General features: G+C 60.3%; 20 protein-coding genes, 1 tRNA gene and 4 pseudogenes. 14 read left to right on the top strand and 11 right to left on the bottom strand.

The annotated features are described in order from the left end of the window. Position 1: 1 nt before the first annotated feature. A complete protein-coding gene (locus CXY73_RS20080) occupies positions 2-559 on the bottom strand; it encodes an FHA domain-containing protein (protein WP_104134392.1) in 558 nt (185 codons plus the stop codon). Continuing rightward, a complete protein-coding gene (locus CXY73_RS20075) occupies positions 556-1,305 on the bottom strand; it encodes a DUF3662 and FHA domain-containing protein (RefSeq protein WP_104134391.1) in 750 nt (249 codons plus the stop codon). The genes CXY73_RS20080 and CXY73_RS20075 overlap by 4 nt, the downstream gene beginning before the upstream one ends. Positions 1,306-1,712: 407 nt before the next feature. Here CXY73_RS20075 and CXY73_RS20070 point away from each other — a divergent pair. Continuing rightward, positions 1,713-1,796, top strand: a tRNA-Leu gene (locus tag CXY73_RS20070). A gap of 224 nt (positions 1,797-2,020) precedes the next feature. On the opposite strand, the gene CXY73_RS20065 is transcribed toward CXY73_RS20070, so the two are convergent. Continuing rightward, positions 2,021-3,775 (bottom strand): hypothetical protein, encoded by a 1,755-nt coding sequence (locus CXY73_RS20065; RefSeq protein WP_104178717.1) that lies wholly within the window; start codon positions 3,773-3,775, stop codon positions 2,021-2,023. After that, the gene (locus tag CXY73_RS20060; RefSeq protein ID WP_146071832.1) at positions 3,772-4,659 is read right to left on the bottom strand and encodes a site-specific integrase; all 888 of its coding nucleotides are present in this window, start codon (positions 4,657-4,659) and stop codon (positions 3,772-3,774) included. Before CXY73_RS20060 ends, CXY73_RS20065 begins: the two co-directional genes overlap by 4 nt. Positions 4,660-4,773: 114 nt before the next feature. Here CXY73_RS20060 and CXY73_RS20055 point away from each other — a divergent pair, with 114 nt between their 5' ends. From CXY73_RS20055 to CXY73_RS20015, 9 genes are all read left to right on the top strand, one after another. Further along, positions 4,774-5,061, top strand: a complete 288-nt coding sequence (locus tag CXY73_RS20055; RefSeq protein WP_146071831.1) for a helix-turn-helix transcriptional regulator — start codon at positions 4,774-4,776, stop codon at positions 5,059-5,061. A gap of 167 nt (positions 5,062-5,228) precedes the next feature. Then, a complete protein-coding gene (locus tag CXY73_RS20050) occupies positions 5,229-5,639 on the top strand; it encodes a hypothetical protein (RefSeq protein WP_146071830.1) in 411 nt (136 codons plus the stop codon). 243 nt (positions 5,640-5,882) lie between these two features. Beyond that, complete coding sequence (locus tag CXY73_RS20045; protein ID WP_104178713.1) at positions 5,883-6,515, top strand: helicase associated domain-containing protein; 633 nt, start codon at positions 5,883-5,885, stop codon at positions 6,513-6,515. Positions 6,516-6,625: 110 nt separating this feature from the next. Beyond that, entirely contained in the window at positions 6,626-7,009 is a 384-nt protein-coding gene (locus tag CXY73_RS20040) for a hypothetical protein (RefSeq protein WP_104178712.1), read from the top strand. A gap of 102 nt (positions 7,010-7,111) precedes the next feature. Continuing rightward, positions 7,112-7,342: a hypothetical protein gene (locus CXY73_RS20035; RefSeq protein WP_104178711.1), complete on the top strand. Its 231-nt coding sequence runs from the start codon at positions 7,112-7,114 to the stop codon at positions 7,340-7,342. Between the two features lie 111 nt (positions 7,343-7,453). Further along, positions 7,454-7,894 carry a hypothetical protein gene (locus tag CXY73_RS20030; protein ID WP_146071829.1) on the top strand — a complete coding sequence of 147 codons (441 nt, stop codon included), beginning with the start codon at positions 7,454-7,456 and terminating at the stop codon, positions 7,892-7,894. Then, a complete protein-coding gene (locus CXY73_RS20025) occupies positions 7,891-8,430 on the top strand; it encodes a hypothetical protein (RefSeq protein ID WP_104178709.1) in 540 nt (179 codons plus the stop codon). The genes CXY73_RS20030 and CXY73_RS20025 overlap by 4 nt, the downstream gene beginning before the upstream one ends. Positions 8,431-8,576: 146 nt before the next feature. Next, a complete protein-coding gene (locus CXY73_RS20020; protein ID WP_104178815.1) occupies positions 8,577-8,804 on the top strand; it encodes a ribbon-helix-helix protein, CopG family in 228 nt (75 codons plus the stop codon). A gap of 9 nt (positions 8,805-8,813) precedes the next feature. Next, positions 8,814-9,077: a type II toxin-antitoxin system RelE/ParE family toxin gene (locus CXY73_RS20015; protein WP_104178708.1), complete on the top strand. Its 264-nt coding sequence runs from the start codon at positions 8,814-8,816 to the stop codon at positions 9,075-9,077. Positions 9,078-9,608: 531 nt separating this feature from the next. On the opposite strand, the gene CXY73_RS20010 is transcribed toward CXY73_RS20015, so the two are convergent. The 6 genes and pseudogenes from CXY73_RS20010 to CXY73_RS19985 form a co-directional block, all read right to left on the bottom strand. Continuing rightward, a complete protein-coding gene (locus CXY73_RS20010) occupies positions 9,609-9,947 on the bottom strand; it encodes a hypothetical protein (protein WP_158254172.1) in 339 nt (112 codons plus the stop codon). 323 nt (positions 9,948-10,270) lie between these two features. Next, positions 10,271-11,059, bottom strand: a complete 789-nt coding sequence (locus tag CXY73_RS20005; protein ID WP_158254171.1) for a metallophosphoesterase — start codon at positions 11,057-11,059, stop codon at positions 10,271-10,273. Positions 11,060-11,287: 228 nt separating this feature from the next. Then, entirely contained in the window at positions 11,288-11,518 is a 231-nt protein-coding gene (locus CXY73_RS20000) for a 3'-5' exonuclease (protein ID WP_199185438.1), read from the bottom strand. 615 nt (positions 11,519-12,133) lie between these two features. Then, positions 12,134-13,174, bottom strand: a pseudogene (gene trpS / locus CXY73_RS19995) (tryptophan--tRNA ligase). Between the two features lie 466 nt (positions 13,175-13,640). Beyond that, positions 13,641-14,031 (bottom strand): annotated as a pseudogene (locus CXY73_RS23060) (hypothetical protein); the annotation flags it as partial. A 39-nt stretch (positions 14,032-14,070) separates the two neighbouring features. Next, positions 14,071-14,256: a transposase gene (locus CXY73_RS19985; protein ID WP_104178704.1), complete on the bottom strand. Its 186-nt coding sequence runs from the start codon at positions 14,254-14,256 to the stop codon at positions 14,071-14,073. A gap of 454 nt (positions 14,257-14,710) precedes the next feature. On the opposite strand from CXY73_RS19985, the gene CXY73_RS19980 reads away from it, so the two are divergent. From CXY73_RS19980 to CXY73_RS19965, 4 genes and pseudogenes are all read left to right on the top strand, one after another. Continuing rightward, complete coding sequence (locus CXY73_RS19980) at positions 14,711-15,232, top strand: TetR/AcrR family transcriptional regulator (RefSeq protein ID WP_104178703.1); 522 nt, start codon at positions 14,711-14,713, stop codon at positions 15,230-15,232. Between the two features lie 2 nt (positions 15,233-15,234). Then, the gene (locus CXY73_RS19975; protein ID WP_104178702.1) at positions 15,235-15,579 is read left to right on the top strand and encodes a multidrug efflux SMR transporter; all 345 of its coding nucleotides are present in this window, start codon (positions 15,235-15,237) and stop codon (positions 15,577-15,579) included. Further along, a complete protein-coding gene (locus tag CXY73_RS19970; protein ID WP_104178701.1) occupies positions 15,579-15,899 on the top strand; it encodes a multidrug efflux SMR transporter in 321 nt (106 codons plus the stop codon). Before CXY73_RS19975 ends, CXY73_RS19970 begins: the two co-directional genes overlap by 1 nt. Positions 15,900-15,974: 75 nt before the next feature. Continuing rightward, positions 15,975-16,520, top strand: a pseudogene (locus tag CXY73_RS19965) (recombinase family protein); the annotation flags it as partial. A 246-nt stretch (positions 16,521-16,766) separates the two neighbouring features. On the opposite strand, the pseudogene CXY73_RS19960 reads toward CXY73_RS19965, so the two are convergent. Next, a pseudogene (locus tag CXY73_RS19960) lies at positions 16,767-16,889 on the bottom strand (transposase); the annotation flags it as partial. Positions 16,890-17,111 lie beyond the last annotated feature (222 nt).

Below are 17,111 nucleotides of genomic sequence, written 5' to 3'. Positions count from 1 at the left end.
CTTACCGCCGAAGCTCGAAGCTGGTGGCGCCGATCTTCACTGTGGCGTTCAGGGAAATTTTGGTCGGCACGGTGACGCGGGTGCCGGCCAGGAAGGTGCCATTGGTGGAATCGAGGTCTTGCAGCATCCACTCGTCATGCCACAGCATGAGCCGGGCGTGGTGGGTTGAAGTGTAATCATCGCGGATGACCAGGCTCGAGTCAGCCGAGCGGCCGATCGTGATGGTTTCGGTGCTGAGTGGAAACTCCGTGCCGGCCTTCGGCCCGCTCGTGATGACGAGACGCGTGGTGTTTTGGGCGGTGGCGAATGAACCGTCGGCGGTCGGGCTGGCCCGCGCGACCGGCACGGTGACCGGGGCTGGTGCGGGGGCTGCAATGGGATCAGCGGCGGCGGGGAAGGCGGCGGCGGAGGCCGGCGCGGCGGCATCCGTTTTCAGGCGGCGCACGCGCTGGCCGAACAGGTCGCTGCGCAGGGCGTAGACGATGCCGAAGATGAACATCCAGAGCAGGAGGAGGAATCCGATGCGCAGCACCAGCAGGGTGAGCTCGCTGACGTTCATGCGCCCGGCCCCCAGAATCCGCCCATGTCATGGCGTTCGGTGGCGGGGTCGGTCGGTCCGGCTGCACGCGGAGTCTCGTGGGAGGCCTGCGCGAGCACGCGGAACACGATGCGGGTGCGGCCAATGGTAACGATCGAATCAGGTTCGAGGATGGCCTGGCTGACCGGGGCGCCGTTGAGTTGCGAGCCGTTGGTGGAGCCGAGGTCGCGCACCTGGGCGCGGGCACCGTCCCAGAGAATCTCCACATGGCGGCGGGAGGTGCCGGTGTCGTCGATGGTGATGTCTGCATCGGAGCCGCGACCGATCACGGTACGTGCCTTGACCAGCGGGTACCGGGTGCCGTTGATATCGAGAACCGGTGTCCAGGCGACAGTGGTCGCGACCGTGTTGGAGTCGATCTGTACCAGGCCTTCGCTGAGGCTGCCGTCGTCTTGCAGGGTGATCACGATGCCACCGGTGAACTGGTAGCGCTGCTCGGTGCCGTGTTTTTGCAGCAGGGCGGTGAGCTCATCGATGAGGGTCACGCCGAGCGCGCTCATGCGGGTGTAGTCGGTATGGGACATGCGCACGGTGAAGCGATTGGGCGCGAGAATGCGATCCCGCGCGACTACAGCGGCCTTGGTGTCGAGCTCACGACGCAGCGCAGAAGTAATTTCCACCGGCTGCAAGCCCGATCGAAAGGTCTTGGCGAACGCTCCGTTGACGGCGCGCTCCAATCCCTTTTCAAAGTTATCCAGTATGCCCACAGGTCTCCCGATCCGGTCCGTTTGGCTATGAGCATGTTACTTGTCTCGAGGGACAACCCGCCTTGGAGGCGCAAACGGCACGAACAGTCATACTACCTGTGGAGGGTCCCTGACCGAATTCGGGGCCCATTATGGGCATTCCTCTGGACTTTTTCGGGGGCGGATACGGCGCGCGCGTTCGTGCCGATGTGAGCGAGCGCATGCAATGGGGTTTGGCTGGCGGATGCGGCGGGTGCAGCCGAGCGGCGGCATCCGTTGTGGGTTCGTCGCATGTGGGGACTCGCTACGTGAGTGACAGTAGCGGCCACCGATATCGGGCGGGGTCACGCTCGAAACGACCCGCGGGAGCGCGCGGCGCGGCCTCGAATGGCGCTGACCCCCCTCACAGTGTTAGCATTCCTAAGTTCGCGCGAGTGGCGGAATTGGCAGACGCGCTGGCTTCAGGTGCCAGTGTTCGAAAGGACGTAGGGGTTCAAGTCCCCTCTCGCGCACTGCGGGTGTTTCAGGAAATTGAAGTGTCGTTTTCATGAAATCCAAGCGAACGGGCCGGTTGAGTTGAAATACTTGACCGGCCTTCGGTTTTTAAGGGTGTTGGCGGGCCCGATCGGGCCGGTTGAGTCGGCGTTGACCTTTTAAATGGGAAATAGCCTGCGGGTGGGCAGGCTGATGCTTTCGGTGTGCGGGTGGTTGATGCTGGAGTAGGTGGCGGCCGTTGTTACTGCGGTGGCGCCAGGGCCGGCAGCGCGCTGTGCGCGCTCAGTGGTGTTCCGGTGGCTTCCTTGCGGCGGCGTTCGCGGGACAGCGTATGTCCGAGGTCGACTTCGGCGGCTTTGACGTAGAAGTCGTAGGTTTTGCGGAGGTTCGAGGAGACGGCGGCGAGTGTCGCGGCGAGGTAGTTGAAGGCGAAGCCGCGGCCGGAGCGTTTGCTGACATTGGCGAGGTCTTCGAAGTTCTTGCCCTTGAGGGTTTTGTTGGCGGATTCGACGAGGCTGCGCATGCCGAAGTACTTGCGGTGTTCTGCGGACTTGTAGGCGAATTTCTGCAGGTGTTTGACGGCGAGCCGGGGGTCCTGGTTTCGTTCGGATGGTGCGCCGGCGTCGAGGGGGATGGTGACACTCACGGGTGTTGAGGGTTTGGCCACTCGTTTGCCGCTGACACGGTCAATAGCCATATAGCTGCCGGGAGTGGGGTAGAGGAATCGCTGAAATCCGTCTTTGTCGGGGCGACCTTTGGGCTTCATCCGGTAGGCGTTGCGGTTTTCCAAGTAGGCCTTGAAGGTTTTCTTGTCGATGAGGCGCCGGGGCTTTTTCGGGTTAGCGGGGTCGGGCTCACGGGTGTTGTAGTTCTTGGTGGCGTCGATGAGGTTTTGCGGCATCCAGGTGACATACCAGTTGCCGTCGACGAGGATGAGGTCGCCCCATTGGTTCTGCAGCCCGAGATCAGTCTTCTTGTAGTCGATGACGAGTTCGCAGCCGCGCAGCCTCAACGGGATTTGAAAGTTGCGGGCTTTCTCCCCGTTGTAGGCACGGTCGACGATGACCAGGCCACTGGTGAAGCCGAGGCGTTGGTGGGAGTCGACGAGCTTCGCGCCGTGCCCGATGATTTCTCCGGGACGGTGAAAACCGACGGCGGTGATGAGTGAGGGGAACAGCATGTTTTGTCCGGGTTTGTCCCAGACCATGACGCTGATTTCGAGTTCGTAGCCGGCCTTATCCGTTTTGGCGCCCAGGCCGCCGTGGCTTCCTTCTCGGCGGTAGCGTCCGGAGTGGGAGTCGGCATTGCCGCGCCGCAGGGTGGGGTCGGTCGGGTTGGGTCGACCGGTTCCCGGTATCAGGGTCGCGTCGGCGGCGATGTTGCCGGTGTATTTGGCCCAGATGTCGGCGGGAAGCATGCGCACACTGGTGTGGAGGAGTTGTTCGCACAGCCAGTCGAGGCGTTCCAGATTGCGTTCAGACTTTCGTGTGGCCTTCGGTGTGGCTTGCTTTGCGAGCAGTTTGGCGTAGGCCTTGGGCTTCAATCGCTTGTTGCGGGGGCCGGGGTAGGGGTCGATGAGGGCCATCATGCGATTGGCTGAGCGCCAGAGGCGTTGGTACCAATCATCGTGGTCACCGGCGTGGTTTTGGATGCCGAGCAGGGCGAATTCTTCGGCGCCGAAGTGCACGTCGAGGGTTTCTGCGATGCGGTGATAGTTGATGCCGTAGCCGAGCTGCACGTGCAGGAGGAAGAGTACAAGGACGGCGCGGAAGGGGATGGTTGGTTTGACGCCGGCGTTTGATTTCAGGCGTGCGTGCCGCCACTCGATAAGTTTGGTCACGACGCCGGAGTTGTCGACGATGCGGATGGCGTTGTTGAGGTAGGCGCGTGAGACGGGGCCGCGGGCGCGTTCGCGCTTGTAGTCCAGTTGGGTTATGCCGAACGTGGACTGCATCCGTTCTTCCAGGAGGGCGGCGTCGGAGGTGAGAGCGTTCACTGGCTGACCGCGTCTCGAAGCTCAGCTCGGTAATGGGGAGGGTCCAGTGTTTGGACATGTTCCAGATAGCGCGGCAGGTGTTCAAACTTCTCCACTCCGAGGGCACGGGTAAGTTCTTTGATGCGGGTGCCGGCTCGGAGGTGCGCGACGATCCACGTGGCGCGCAGTCTGTCGCTGCGGGGCCTAAGACCCACGGTGTACTGACTGAAGTTCGACAGCAAGTTGCTCGCGCGGGTGGTGTTGGTCTTACCCCACACAGGAATATCGCTTGGGGCCTGCGCCAGAATCGCAACCATCCATTCTTCCCACGGGCGGAGCAAAGGCACCGTGCGCGGATTGGTGCCATGGATGGTGAGGACGATGCCGAGTTCATCGACAACGACATCATCGGGATAAATCGTGCTGACGTCGCTCGGCCTGAGACCTGCGCCGGCGCACAATACAAGCATAAGCATCGCTCGACGACGCTTCTCTGCGGTGACTTGGCCGAGGGCCCAGAGCGAAAATTCTTCCATCTCGCGCGCGCTGTACGGTTCAGCGACTCGTTTTCGGGCCAGTGGGGTCATGGCATCGGGGTGTTCTTCCGGTGCCACCACCTCAGACACACGCATCAAAATGGCGCGGTAGTTGCGGCGGGTGCCCTCTGAACGTTCGGGACTCTCTTGGGTGCAGTACAGGTCGATGGCTTGGCGGCTGAAGATGACGTCGGTCTGAAGTGGCCACCCCTGTGCCCTCACGCACCAGAGGACGAAGGCGCTCGTGACGGTCAGGAGCATGGAAGCGGTGTAGGTGGTGTGTGGTGCGGCGAGGGAGCAGGCGTCTTTGACGAACGATTCACTGCGTTTCCACTCGGCGGTAGCGCGCTGGGGTTGGTAGTTGGTCATGGTCGCGCGCACCTCCTCACTCAATTGGCAGTAACTGCAGCCATTGAGTAAAGCACAGATGTCGGGATTCGTGGAATCGGCGAACGAGCCTATGTGGCCGGATATGCTTTTGATATGAGTCCGCGCCCATCTCGTGTCACCCCACACGAGCTGTGTATCGATTGGCCGACGACGCGGAGCGACGACCCTGTCGCCGAGGTAGCGCGGCAATTCGTGCTGAACCTGCGGGACGCCATGGGCAGTCGCAGCATTCGCGAGGTCGCCCGTGAGACCGGAGTTGACCGGGCGAGCATCGGCACCGTTCTCAACGGGATGTCCTGGCCGGACACGGCCACCCTCGCCAGGTTGGAGCTCGGCCTCAAGGCCTCGCTGTGGCCGGCCTATTCTGAGGGCCCGAACTGACGACTGTTCAAAGTATTGATTCACGGTTGCTCTATGCGCACAGGTGGAGGCCTGGTGTCGAGTAAAAGTAGGGAATATCCCTAATGTTTGGCATTATTACGCTTCCTAGAAGCGGATAAATACCGTTAACAGGTGGTAAATTCCGCTCAATTTGCTAGCCTGCAAATATGACATTTCAAGCCGCGGCCGGTGGATTTAAATATGAGCCACGAAGCATGGTGGCTGTGCGCAAGCAGTTCGGGAGGTCATCCGCCCTGCTTCAACCCGCCCCGGGCATAGACGCATCCGATCCCCGATTTCTGGCCGCCCAGTTGCAACACAGGGTTGCCAACGGCGTCCGTGAAGCAGTCCTCGCTCAAGGCCTGGGCTTGGAGGCGCTCCTGGCGAAGCTAACGTCAGACGGGGGGTTATCGGCAATGCCGCCCGGGATGAGCTATGACCGCGCCGTTCGAATCAACAGGGGCGAGACGTTGATGCAGCTCGCCGATCTCATGAGCTGGGCGCAGCAGTTTGAGACAGTCCGTGAATTGCTGGCCGACGATCAATGCTGGCCTACAAGTCTTTCGGAACCCGTCTAGGTTCTCAATCAGCCGGCTCGTCAGTTGGTCCAGCATTCTGCCCGTGCCCGTGCAAGGGTAGGAATGGCCCGGAGTGGCCATGGAGTCATTCTTATAGCGATTCCTATTGCTCGAGCGCCAAGCTAGGTAGCTTCGTCGCTCAAGCCGTTTCGGCGACGGTTGATCGTGAATTTTTTCGGACTGCGCATAGAGGGGGTTAGATCACCGGGTATCCACCGGTGGCCGAAACCGAAACGGCGCCAAGTGTCCTTCTACGAACTTTCTTCTCATCAAACGAAAAACATCCTGGCACCACCGTCGCGCGAGAGCGACGCGGACTCGATGACGTACTGGCTGAGTGCCGTCTGCATAGCTGTGAAGCAAGGCGACACTTCACTCGAACGCATGGCCGGTATCCGAGAGGCCTACCCGTCCGCCATGTGGGCGTTGGTTTTCCCGCAGCGGATTCAGACCTGGAACGAGCAGGCTCGAACTTTCGAACGTTTTGTGCAGTCCACGGGCCGGATGCCGCAGCGCACGGCATTCATGAATACGGAACCCTCTGCCGGAGAGGTTCGGCTTCAAAACTGGGTGCGGAATAACCGTCGAACCGTCGACAGGCTTAACGTGTTCAAAATTGACCGGCTGAACCAAGTGCCCGGATTCTCGTGGGCGCCGCTCGAGGACCGTTGGGACAACAACTATGAGCGATACATAGATTTCGTCGAAGTACACGGCCGCGAGCCGCACTTCTCCCGAGTGACGGGCGCCGAGTCAGAAGAAAACTCCCTGGCAATTTGGGCGAACAATCAGCGCCGCGCCCTCACCAGGAAGACCCTTCCTGCCAACAGGGTCTTCAAACTTGTTTCCTTGCCCGGTTGGGCCGACTTCCGATAGCTGGGTGCCATCTCCGTGGCGAAATTTTAATCTGGCAGCAAAGTACCGTGAGCAGTCTTCCCCAGGGCTCGGTTGTCGAACGAGAGAGTTTCAAGCATCGGAGGTTGTTCATGATTCCAGAAAGTGCGTGGCGCGATATTGACGCGGCTGGTGGGCTGTATACGGCCGCCGAAGTTCTCGAAATCGTCAATGTTCACGCCGGAGGACATGTGCTCCTTCGGCGCCTTCGAGTGGAGGGTCATCTTTTCTCCGTCAAGCGTGGAGCCGCATACATCTATCCGCGTTTCCAATTCGATCCCGAATTACACCTCATCCTCCCTGTCATCGCTGACCTCATCGTGTTTTCTGTCAACGCTGGGTGGAGCCAAGAGGAACTCCTCCTCTGGCTCTGCTCACCCTCGGGGTACTTCCGTGGCGGTCTGCCGGCTGAACATTTGGGCGACCCGAGCCTGGTCCTCGAGCGGGCACGAACATCGGCCGCGGTTCAGTGGTGAGGAGGAGTGCCGTTCACCGACGCACGATGCGTGATAGCTCCAACACCTGACGGGCCGTGACCCGCCCCGCCCGAAGAATAAACCGACAACGAGGAAAGATAAATGACCACAGCAACATGGCGCGATGAGTGGTCTCCGTTTCGAGTGAAGCTCATCGACGAGACAGCCGGGTGCTTGGCGGATCAGCAATCTGCTGTGACTGGTGGGGAGCGCCCGCGGTGGGGCGCGCTCACGCATGACCAGCAAGAGAACATAGTGGAGAACATCGCTGGCATCTTCCTCGCTATGGATCAGGCTATGCAGAACCTCGCTGATCGGGGTGAGATCGCCTAAATCGAGCGCAGCCAGACCAGATGAGTCCTTGGTTTGGCTGCGCCCACCGCCGGGCTGCATGCGTGGAGGTCAGTCCCGCGACCCAGTGACCTGGACACGTTTCATGATGGTGTGGCTGGTGCGCTGGCGTCCGTCACATTTGTCGCATCTGTCGGCCAGTTGGTTATTAGCCAAGGAAAGCGCTTGGAGCCACGATTGGATTTTGCTGCCAAACCTGCCGCACCTGCTCTCCCGAACAAAGGCCGTGAAGACATTTTCCCCAAGTCGTTTGTGAGCGTCCTTGAGGCGATCACTCGTGATGTTCAAGCTCGAACTCAGAAGGTGGCGGGCAAGGCAGATGAGCTGATCGTGGAACGTTATGCGATCGACCTTAACCGGGTTGTGCCCGACTCGTCGGTTGTGGCCCGATCGTCGAGTGGTTTGGATTTGGCTCCTGAAACCGCAGCTGCGTTGAACAGCTTCACGTTCGAACGCAACACGGATGTTCGTTCTGCGTACATGCACACGGAGCATGCTGTGGATGCCGCCGAGCACGAGCAGTCCGCCGCGTGAACGCTGACCTGAAAGCGGAAGCGGAGGTAGCGGCCCAGCCGTGCACTTTGTGCGACGCGGGCCTTCCCGCCAATTGCGTGTGTGCAACTCACCAGCGCGATCTCATCACCCGGCTGCTGGTCGCTCTAGAAACAGCGGATGCCGCCCTAGACCGGATTGCTCACCGCTTTGATGGTGGTGCACCATACGAACATCCAAGCTCATTCGTGGAAAGTGTGAGCAGCACGCTGCTCACCACCGGCCGGACCCTGACCACGAACACCGCCGAAATACTCACTCTCTCCGGCCTGACCGTGAATCAGGTCGGGAGTCTGCTCGGGGTGACGGGGCGAACCGTTGCTGGCTGGGCTGCTGGCGGCGCTTTGAACCCGGGGAAGGCGGTGAGGGTCGCGCAGATTTTGGGTGTGGTCCGGGAGCTGCCCGGTACAACAGCGGATGAACGCCGCACCCAACTTCTGGATACAAGCAGTCAGCGGAGCATTTTCCAATGGCTTCGCGATCAGCAGCATACCGAAGCGAAAGTTCGGGGGTCGTAGGTCGTGAGTGACGTTCGCTGAAGTCTGACTCCGGGCGGCTGCCGCCGGGTCGGTTCATCGCCGTGATCGACCGGCCCTGGTGTCATCCAGCCGACATCATGGATGTGTACTACAATGACTACACGTACTCACTCAAGGAGATGCTGATGCCCACCTCGATTCGGCTGCCCGAAGAAACCGAAGAACGCCTGGACCGGCTGGCCCGTGCAACGGGACGTTCCAAAGCGTTCTACCTGCGAGAGCTGATCACGTCGGGCCTCGACCAGCTGGAATGGGAATACTCCGTAGCCCAGAACGCTGTAGACATTCGAGCTGGGCGTCGCACGACCGTTTCACGCGCAGAAGCGCGGCGCGAACTTGGCCTGGACGAGTGAGCTCGTCGAGTGAGCTGGACAATTGAGTTTGACCGAGATGCGCTCAGGACCCTCAAGAAGCTAGACAAATCGGTAGCATCCACCATCGCTGACTACCTCGACGACGTCGCGGCGCTCGATGACCCGCGCGCCCGGGGTAAGGGCCTGACTGGGCATCTTGCCGGACTCTGGCGCTACAGGGTGGGCGACTACCGAATCCTCTGCGATCTCCATGATCAGGAATTAGTCATCGTGGCTGTGGACCTCGGGCACCGCTCGAAAATCTACATTTAGGGCGCCCTTGAACTGTTCGTGAGTTCCGGAAATCGTGTGTCCCACGCCGTCCGACTGTAGTTCGGCAGTCCGAGGCCACGCCATAACCGCCTGACGCTGATGATTCCGATGAACGCCGCGCGGCCCAACTTGAACCCTGATATTTGACTGAGAATACGCGCGCCTGTGGAAGCAGGCGTATCTCTTCGGTAATAGCTTTTCAGGTTTACATCAGTTTGGAGTGGAAAATGGATTGGGGTTCCCCTGAGCTCTTGGCAGTACTGGAGCGGCGCCGTGGGCATGGCAGTGGCCTGCCGTGACACGACACTCGACGCATGGTGCGCGTCCGAGAGCTGGCCCCCTCCGAGGAGTGGAAAATGGCATCCTCTTGCAAGATTGACAACTGGAACGAGCAGGCTCGACTCCTTGAACGGTTTGTGGCTCGTACGGGGCGAATGCCGCGAAACACGAAAAGCTCGACGCAAGGCACGGGTCCAGTTCTGCGACGCCTAGTATCGTGCCGCGGCCAAACGGACGGCCCGCTCGCAAAGGTCAGTTTGAGTTCGATACCGGAAAGCCCGCCGGGTCGTCAGGGTAATGCGTCGAGTAAAGAGCGGCATCGTGAATGGAGTAAAGAGAGATGGTCCAGTCTTCGAGGTTTCCATACCAATACCGGCAGCCATCACCGGTCAAATCGGAGGACTCATCGATGCCCAAGAAGTTGCCCCAATTCTCGCAAAGGAGTTGACCGTCGGGGTGGGTTACGCCGCCGACATGCGTACCCTCTAAAAGCACGTCTCCTTCGAACATGATTTTCCAAGTCAAGGGGGCCAGGCCCGCGACTTCCCCAGCGGCGTTCAAAGCGTCAGTGATCCCCGTGATCATGGCCAATGGGAGGGCATTTCGGGCCGCGAGGACTGTTTCGGGTACCGGTGACTTTGTGTGACTGTGGCCAGACCGCGTCAATTTCGCTATGGATGTCATGCTTCGAACCATAGCGACTCCGCAGTTGAAAAATTCGCCGCGAAGATGCTCGCATGCTGTTTCTCCGCTGGTGTTGACGCCGACTGAAAATAGGGCCAGTACTGCCTTGAAAACAGGGCCACCAGCCTCTATGGAGGGTGATCAATTTGGATGATTGGGCGAAGATACGCCAGCTGTTTTCAACGGGGTCCAGCCGTCCAACGGAGTGAACTTGACGAGCCTCGTAGTGACTATCTCACAGGGCCAAGCTTGCGGTCACTGATCCAGTTCCATTGCATGTCGTTGAGATCGAGTGTGGCGAGGTTGTGGGCCTGGAAATCCATTCCCATGGAATACACGCGGCGCCCGTCGTGAAACTGCACCTCATCGGGGGCATGCCAATGCCCGTGGACATGGAGGGCCGGCTTGATCACCTCGGCTGCAGTGGTGATAAGTTCCTGACCGGAACGGGCGTAGGCCACGGTCTCGGCTGGCCACCCCTGAGGGTTCGTTCGACGAATACCTGCGACGGCCTCGGTGCCCTCAAGGGGAGCCTCATGCGTGATCAGGATGTCGGCGCGCCCACCCCTGGTTGTCCGCTCAACGTCAGAGGGAAGAATTTGCTCTTGTATCCACCAGCTCCTGCCGGGAGTCCTGTCGCGGTAGTCGATGGATGCGGCCCCGCCCAGCGACACGAAGCTCCGGCCGGATTGGCTCCACCGGTAGCCCCGTGGCAGCAGCCAGATGTGGTCGGAGAGTTGGGCTGGGGCATCCGGTTTTGTGGTGAACAACTCGTCGATCTGGTCGTAATCCTCGTGGTTTCCGGGAGTCACCCAGATCGTCACGTCCGCAGTTTTCGCCCAGTATTCGACGGTGTCGATGAAGGAAGCATCGCCTGGCCAGATTCCAAAGTCACCGACGTGAAAGAGTGTGCGCACCCCCGCCCGGCGAAGGGCAGGGATTGTCATGGCGGCCCAACTCGAATTGCCGTGCCAGTCGCCGGCAAACCCGACGAGCGTGTCGAGTGAACGGTCCATCATTGGTTGAGTCCTGTCCTGGGCGAGTTGCGCGGGGCAATACTGGGGCCTTTGAAGTTGCCGAGAGCATTGAGAGACCTCGTGCCATCCCGGCGGGATTTTGCCTGAGGCGTCATGCCTCGAACCATAGCGACCCAATGATGGAAAATTTCGCCACGCAGATGACCGCAACCTGTTTTTCCCGCGAGTCAGGGCCATCCCTGGTCAGGGATTCAGCGCGATCGGCAACTCTCAGCTGGCTGGCGCAGAGCACAGCAGCGCCGACGGCTCCCCACTCCACGACACGACCAACTCGTCGCGGGCCCGCGTTGCCGCAACGTAGAGCAATGACCGCTCGCGAAGAAGAGCATCGGGGCATTCCGCCTCGGCGAGTTGCTTCAGTAAGTTGATGTTGGGCAGAGTTTGGTCTCCGAGGCCGAAGAGCAATACCCGGGCGAACTCCATCCCCTTTGCCCGGTGCATCGTGCATCGTGCATCGTGAGAGCCTGCGGATATCCGGTTGTGGCCTTGTCGGAATCGAGTGCGCGCACCGTAGCACCGCATTCGGCGAGCCCAGAGACGACACGGTCTCGCTGACCACGATCGCGAACGAGAATCCCGATGGGCTCGGGTTCACCGCCGGTCTCGAGCCACGATCTTGTCGCGCACGAGCTTGGACAGGCCTTGGTAATGTACGAGCTATCCTTCGGCGCTGGGGTGATGGCAGTGACCAGCGACCTGCGTCTCGAACTACGACGATGGAACCGGATGCAACGTTGAGTTCGGACGCTAGTGATTTCGGTGTCAATTGATCGTCCTCTAAGTCTTTTCGCTACTTCCCAACCCCGGACTGGCGGACGTTTGCTCATTCTGATGAGGACGACCGACATGATCACCACTGCGGCGTGCATGCCTCTACGAGGCCCGACCGTGAGGAGAGAATTATATTGTCGAGGCCCGGGTACTCAACGGCGGGCGGGGTGTCGGCGAAGGTCGAACTGGCCCATCACATCCCCCCCTGTGGCTGGGGTGACGGTCGCCTGGGATTTAAGTGCACTGTCATCTTCCGACCTCGGCCGAATCGTAGGACGGTTGACTCTAATAGACGGTGCCCATCGCCTCGCGCACCTGATCAAGAGTGGCCTCAGCCACGAGATTCGCCGCTTCGTTTCCCTGCCGCAGGACTGCCCGCACAAGATCCTCGTCGGCTGCCAATTGTCGACGTCGCTCACGCAGTGGTCCTAAGAAATCATTCACCGCAGTGGCGGTCGCGGACTTCAGCTCGCTGCTGCCCGCATCACCGATGTCATCGGCCAGTACTGCAGATCCGATACCGAGACATAAGGCCGCGGTGGACAACAGAGCAGACACGCCGGGTCGGTGCTCCGGGTCAAATGTTATTCGGCGGTCCTGATCCGTCTTGGTCCCCCGAATCGCGGCAACAGTCTCATCAGGGGTCATCGACAGAGCGATCGCGTTTCCATAGCTTTTCGACATTTTCCGCCCATCAAGGCCTGGAACCTCCGGGGTCGACGTCAGCAAAGCATCGGGGATTGGGAATACCGTGCCATAACGCTCGTTGAACCGTCGGGAGATCAAGCGAGTCATCTCAACGTGGGGAAGATTGTCCTTGTCGACAGGCACCAGGTTGCCCTTACAGAACAGGATGTCGGCGGCCTGATGTACCGGATAGGTCAGAAGCAACGCACTCAACGCGCGCCCCGACGCCGCCAACTCGGCCTTGACCGTCGGATTCCGATGCAGTTCCGCTTCCGTGACGAGGCTCAGAAATGGCAGCACCAACTGGTTCAAAGCTGGCACGGACGAATGAGTGAAGATTGTTGTGAGTGCCGGGTCCAAGCCTGCTGCTGAGTAATCGAGCACTGCCCCATAAACATTCTCGCGGACATGCGCGGTGGTGTCGCGGTCGGTGATGACCTGCTAATCCGCCAGCACGAGGAACGTCTCGACTCCGGCCTGCTGCAGTCGCACCCGTTCTCTAATCGTGCCGAAATAATATCCCAGATGCAGAGGCCCCGTCGGCCTCTCGCCGGTCAGCACTCAAAAGCGCTCTGGATGCTGAACAACATCAGCTGCGACCTCTGCTGAACGCCGCACGGTTGCAGTGAAAGACTTCATTTGTTTCTCCCGAGAATTAGGAGCTACACGAAGTCCTCGGAACTTTCTACGGGCCGCCGTGCAGCCCGTAGAAATGTTTCAACCGGCTGCTATCGCAGCCACCACCAAGCGGATCGGTTGAAGTTCATGAAGAAATCCTACTTCACCGTGCGGGAGGCCGCGGCGATCAATGGTCCCAGCTGAAACTGCCAACACATCACAGGATCGCGGGACTCGGCCGCGTTCTCTCCGAATGGCGCCGGATCAAACCCTGCAGATCCAAGGCAACGTCATACCGCACAGCCAGGCGTGCGGGTGAAATCGCGGTTTAAGTTGCGAAGAGGTCGCCGACACGTTCCTCAGCGATGTTCCACGAAGAAAGGGTTGTTCGAAGCAGTCGTTCCATCCGTTGCGGGAGGTAATAATCGCGGAGCAGTCGTGACGTTTCGATGCGGCCGAACGCGCCTGAGGCGAGCTGAACGGAGTACTAGCGGACCTGGGCGTGTGGCGCGGTCAGGCTGCGGAGGGGGAAGGTGCCCTGACGGACTGGGCGGCGGGCGATCCGAAATGCGGCAACAAAGAGACTCGGTCGGGGTCTCGGTGAGCGTGCTGGGCAGCCTCGACCATGAAGGTGCAGATCGCATAGTGGCAGCATTGGTGGCCCCAGATGTCCTGTTTGACCAGGTCGGGGGATTTGGATCGCATCACCATGCGCGGGCCGCGATGGTGGGTTTTCAACTCGTCAAACACCGACTCGATTTCCCACCGTGGGGAGTACCCGGTCGCGAGTTCTTCGGCCGATGCCTCGCCAGGATCCAGGATCCCGGATCCCGGATCGTGGTCAGGAGTCGGTAGGCGTCGGGATTGTCACGTCCATCACCGCGGGCGTCGCGGGGTGTACGGGTGACGTCGGCAAACTAGGCCTTGACGCGCTTCTCGTTGAGCTGGGCACAGATAGTGCGGATGACGCTGGCGACCATCTCCGGGCTGGCAAACCGCACGATCGAGAGAATGTTGCGCGTTTGGTGGACTCGGCAGCGTTGCCAGCTGGCGCCTTGGAACACGGGAAATGGCTTCTTCAGCCCGGTGTGCGCGTCGGAGATAACGAGATACCCTCGAAGCCGCGGGTCTTCAGCGAGCGAAGGAAGCTAGGCCAGAACGTCTCGGTATCGCTGCCGTCTTCAGGCGCAAGAATTCGCTGGCGATGAAGGGCTATCTCTCTCGCGAAACCAGTGAGGGTGAAGTTGAGAAATTCTGGATCGGCTGGACGGACGTTGAGAATGCCTAATGGATGGAGGCGATCAGGCTTGCAACTCAACGCTCCCTCGGGGGTGCCTCCGAGCGAGACGCCTAATTAGGGTGGACCCCAACTAGGCATAAGTCATATTTATTAAATATCACAACTTTAGAGGGCGGTGTTTTTGCGGCGCTTGACGTTGCCGCTATTGCCCTTTCGTCAATTGATTCGCGGGGTCGCAACCCGGGAGGTAGTTCATCGCTGCGGCGGGAGGGTTAGGACTAGATTGTTCCTTACCAACCGTATGGTAAGTTGTTTTTGTGGCCACGAAGACGGAAATTTTGGATGCAGCACTCGTCGCGTTGCGTCAGGGAGAGCTGCTTACGCTTGATGCGGTCGCCCGGCACGCGGGACTGACGAAGCCGGGGGTGGTGCACCACTTCGCGACGAAAGAGGTTTTGACGATCGCAGTTGTTGAGCGACTGATGGATCGTTGGGAGCTGGATCTCACTTCCCGCGTCGACGAGGGCGGCGACAGTCGCGCTCGTCTTCGCGCGTATATCGACTTCGCGTTTACTGCAGAGATGGACCTGAGTGACCTCGCTCTGCTCGCTGACGCCCGGTTGCGGGGCAAGCTCAATGAGCTGTGGGTGGAACGGCTCACGCCGTGGTTTGGGGAGAGCATCACGGCTGATCGTGTCGCGCTTGCGTCCATCCGTGCGGCCCGGCTGTTAGCCGACGGCGCTTGGTTTGATCGGGCTCTCGGCACCGTGAACTTTACCGAACCCGAACGCGCCGCGATTCTCGCGGTTGCCCAACACCTCATCTCATCAAAGGCATAACCATGAACAAATGGCTTTTCCTCGCCGGGGCGATAGCCCTTGAAGTGACAGCCACGCTGTCGCTCAAGGGAGCGATGGAATTGCCCGGGTTGTACGTCGTTGTAGTGGTCGGCTACCTCGGATCGTTCGTTGCCCTCTCTTTCGTCTTGCGAGCCGGCATGGCGCTTGGTGTTGCCTATGGCATCTGGGGAGCATCCGGGGTCGCGCTCACCGCGATCTTTTCGACGCTTTTGTTCGGTGAGCCGCTCACCGTCCTCATGAGTATCGGCATTGTGCTCGTAATCGGCGGAGTGCTGTGCGTTGAAATCGGTTCTCAAGCTGCACACACGAAAACCGAGGTGGTCTGATGGGTGGGCTATACCTGGCCGGCGCGATCATCTTCGAAGTGTTCGGCACTATCTCTCTACGTATGGCGTCCACCGGTAAGAAGAACTGGTTCGTCGGCGTGGGGATCGGCTACCTCATCGCGTTCGGCATGCTCGTGCTTACTCTATCCACGGGTATGGCCCTCGGCGTCGCGTATGGCATCTGGGTCGCGGCTGGCGTTGCTCTCACCGTAGTGCTCAGCAAGTTCCTTTTCAAAGAACCACTCACCCTCATCATGGGAGTCGGCATCGCGCTTATCGGTGGCGGCGTTCTCCTCATCGAGATCGGCGCCACTCTCTAAATACACCACGCGACGAGATAAAAGCGGCTTTCAGGCAGGGGGCCACTTCTGCCATCGCTGCGGCGTGTCACGCGGCTGGATCCTCCATCACGATGCTCGCGGATTTCGGCGGTTAGGCTTCATGCGCTGGTTACCGCTGGGGTGCAAAAGCGGGACGTGTTTGCGGATATCACCTCGGGGAGCAAGACGGCCAGTGAGCGCTCGGGGATGAAGAAGCTCCTTGGTTACGCCGAGCCGGGCGACGTTATTGTTGTGTGCCGGGTGGACCGGCTCGGCCGGTCTCTCATCGATGTCCTTAACACGGTGAACCTACTGCGGGAGCGTGGTGTGCTCGTGCGTTCTATTTCGGATGGGATCGACCCCGGGACGACGAACGGTCGGCTGATGCTGAATATGCTCGCGACACTGGCGGAGTATGAGCGCGAACTCATCGTCGAACGCGTCAATGCTGGCATCGCCGCCGCACGCACTGCTGGCACCCGCTTCGGCCGGCCAGCCGTGGATTCGACGGTGATCGCCGAGAAGCTCGGGATCGTCACTGCCGCCCGACAGCGTGGACGTACTGCCGCCGATGCCGCACGCCTCGTCGGCTGCAGCCGTGCGACTCTGTACCGCCATCAACATGTTCTCGCCGCCCGCGAGGGCCAGCGATGTAGCCCGCCGTGGACGGCGATGAGCGGTGGCGGGTTCGTCGACTTCACGTCGAGGACCAGGTGCCTCTTGCGTCTCTCGTTCGGGATTCTGGGATCAGTGTGCGGACGCTGCAACGCTGGCACCAGATCTGCCAGGTCGGCGGCATCGTGGCGCTTGCCCCGCGCGCCGACACGGGAACGCGGCGCACCGCGGCGCTCTGTCGATAACGAAGGAGAGAGTCTCGGGGCCGACGCGATACGCGGTGGCGACGTCCTTGATCGGCTTCGAGGTATTGATCACCTCGCGACACAGCTCGTCCTTGAACTCCTGGGTAAATTTTCTCCGCGCTGCGGTCATGCTGATCTCTACTTTCAGTGAACCCTCATTTTAAGAGGGCCCACTGTCCGAGATATCCGCAGCAGCTCACTTGGACCTGCCACGCCCGCGACGGTGCCTGTACGTGCGTCCCGTGCGCAGGCTCGCCGGCGTCGCCACGACGATCAGCCCGCGATACACACCGTCGTAGATAGTCTCAGGACAGACATGCCAGGTTAGTTTGTTCGGATAGCGTCGTCTCAG

Origin of the sequence: Cryobacterium sp. Y50 (assembly GCF_002929805.1) — a bacterium.
Lineage (GTDB): Bacteria > Actinomycetota > Actinomycetes > Actinomycetales > Microbacteriaceae > Cryobacterium.
This window is presented reverse-complemented; position numbering and strand designations above follow the sequence as displayed.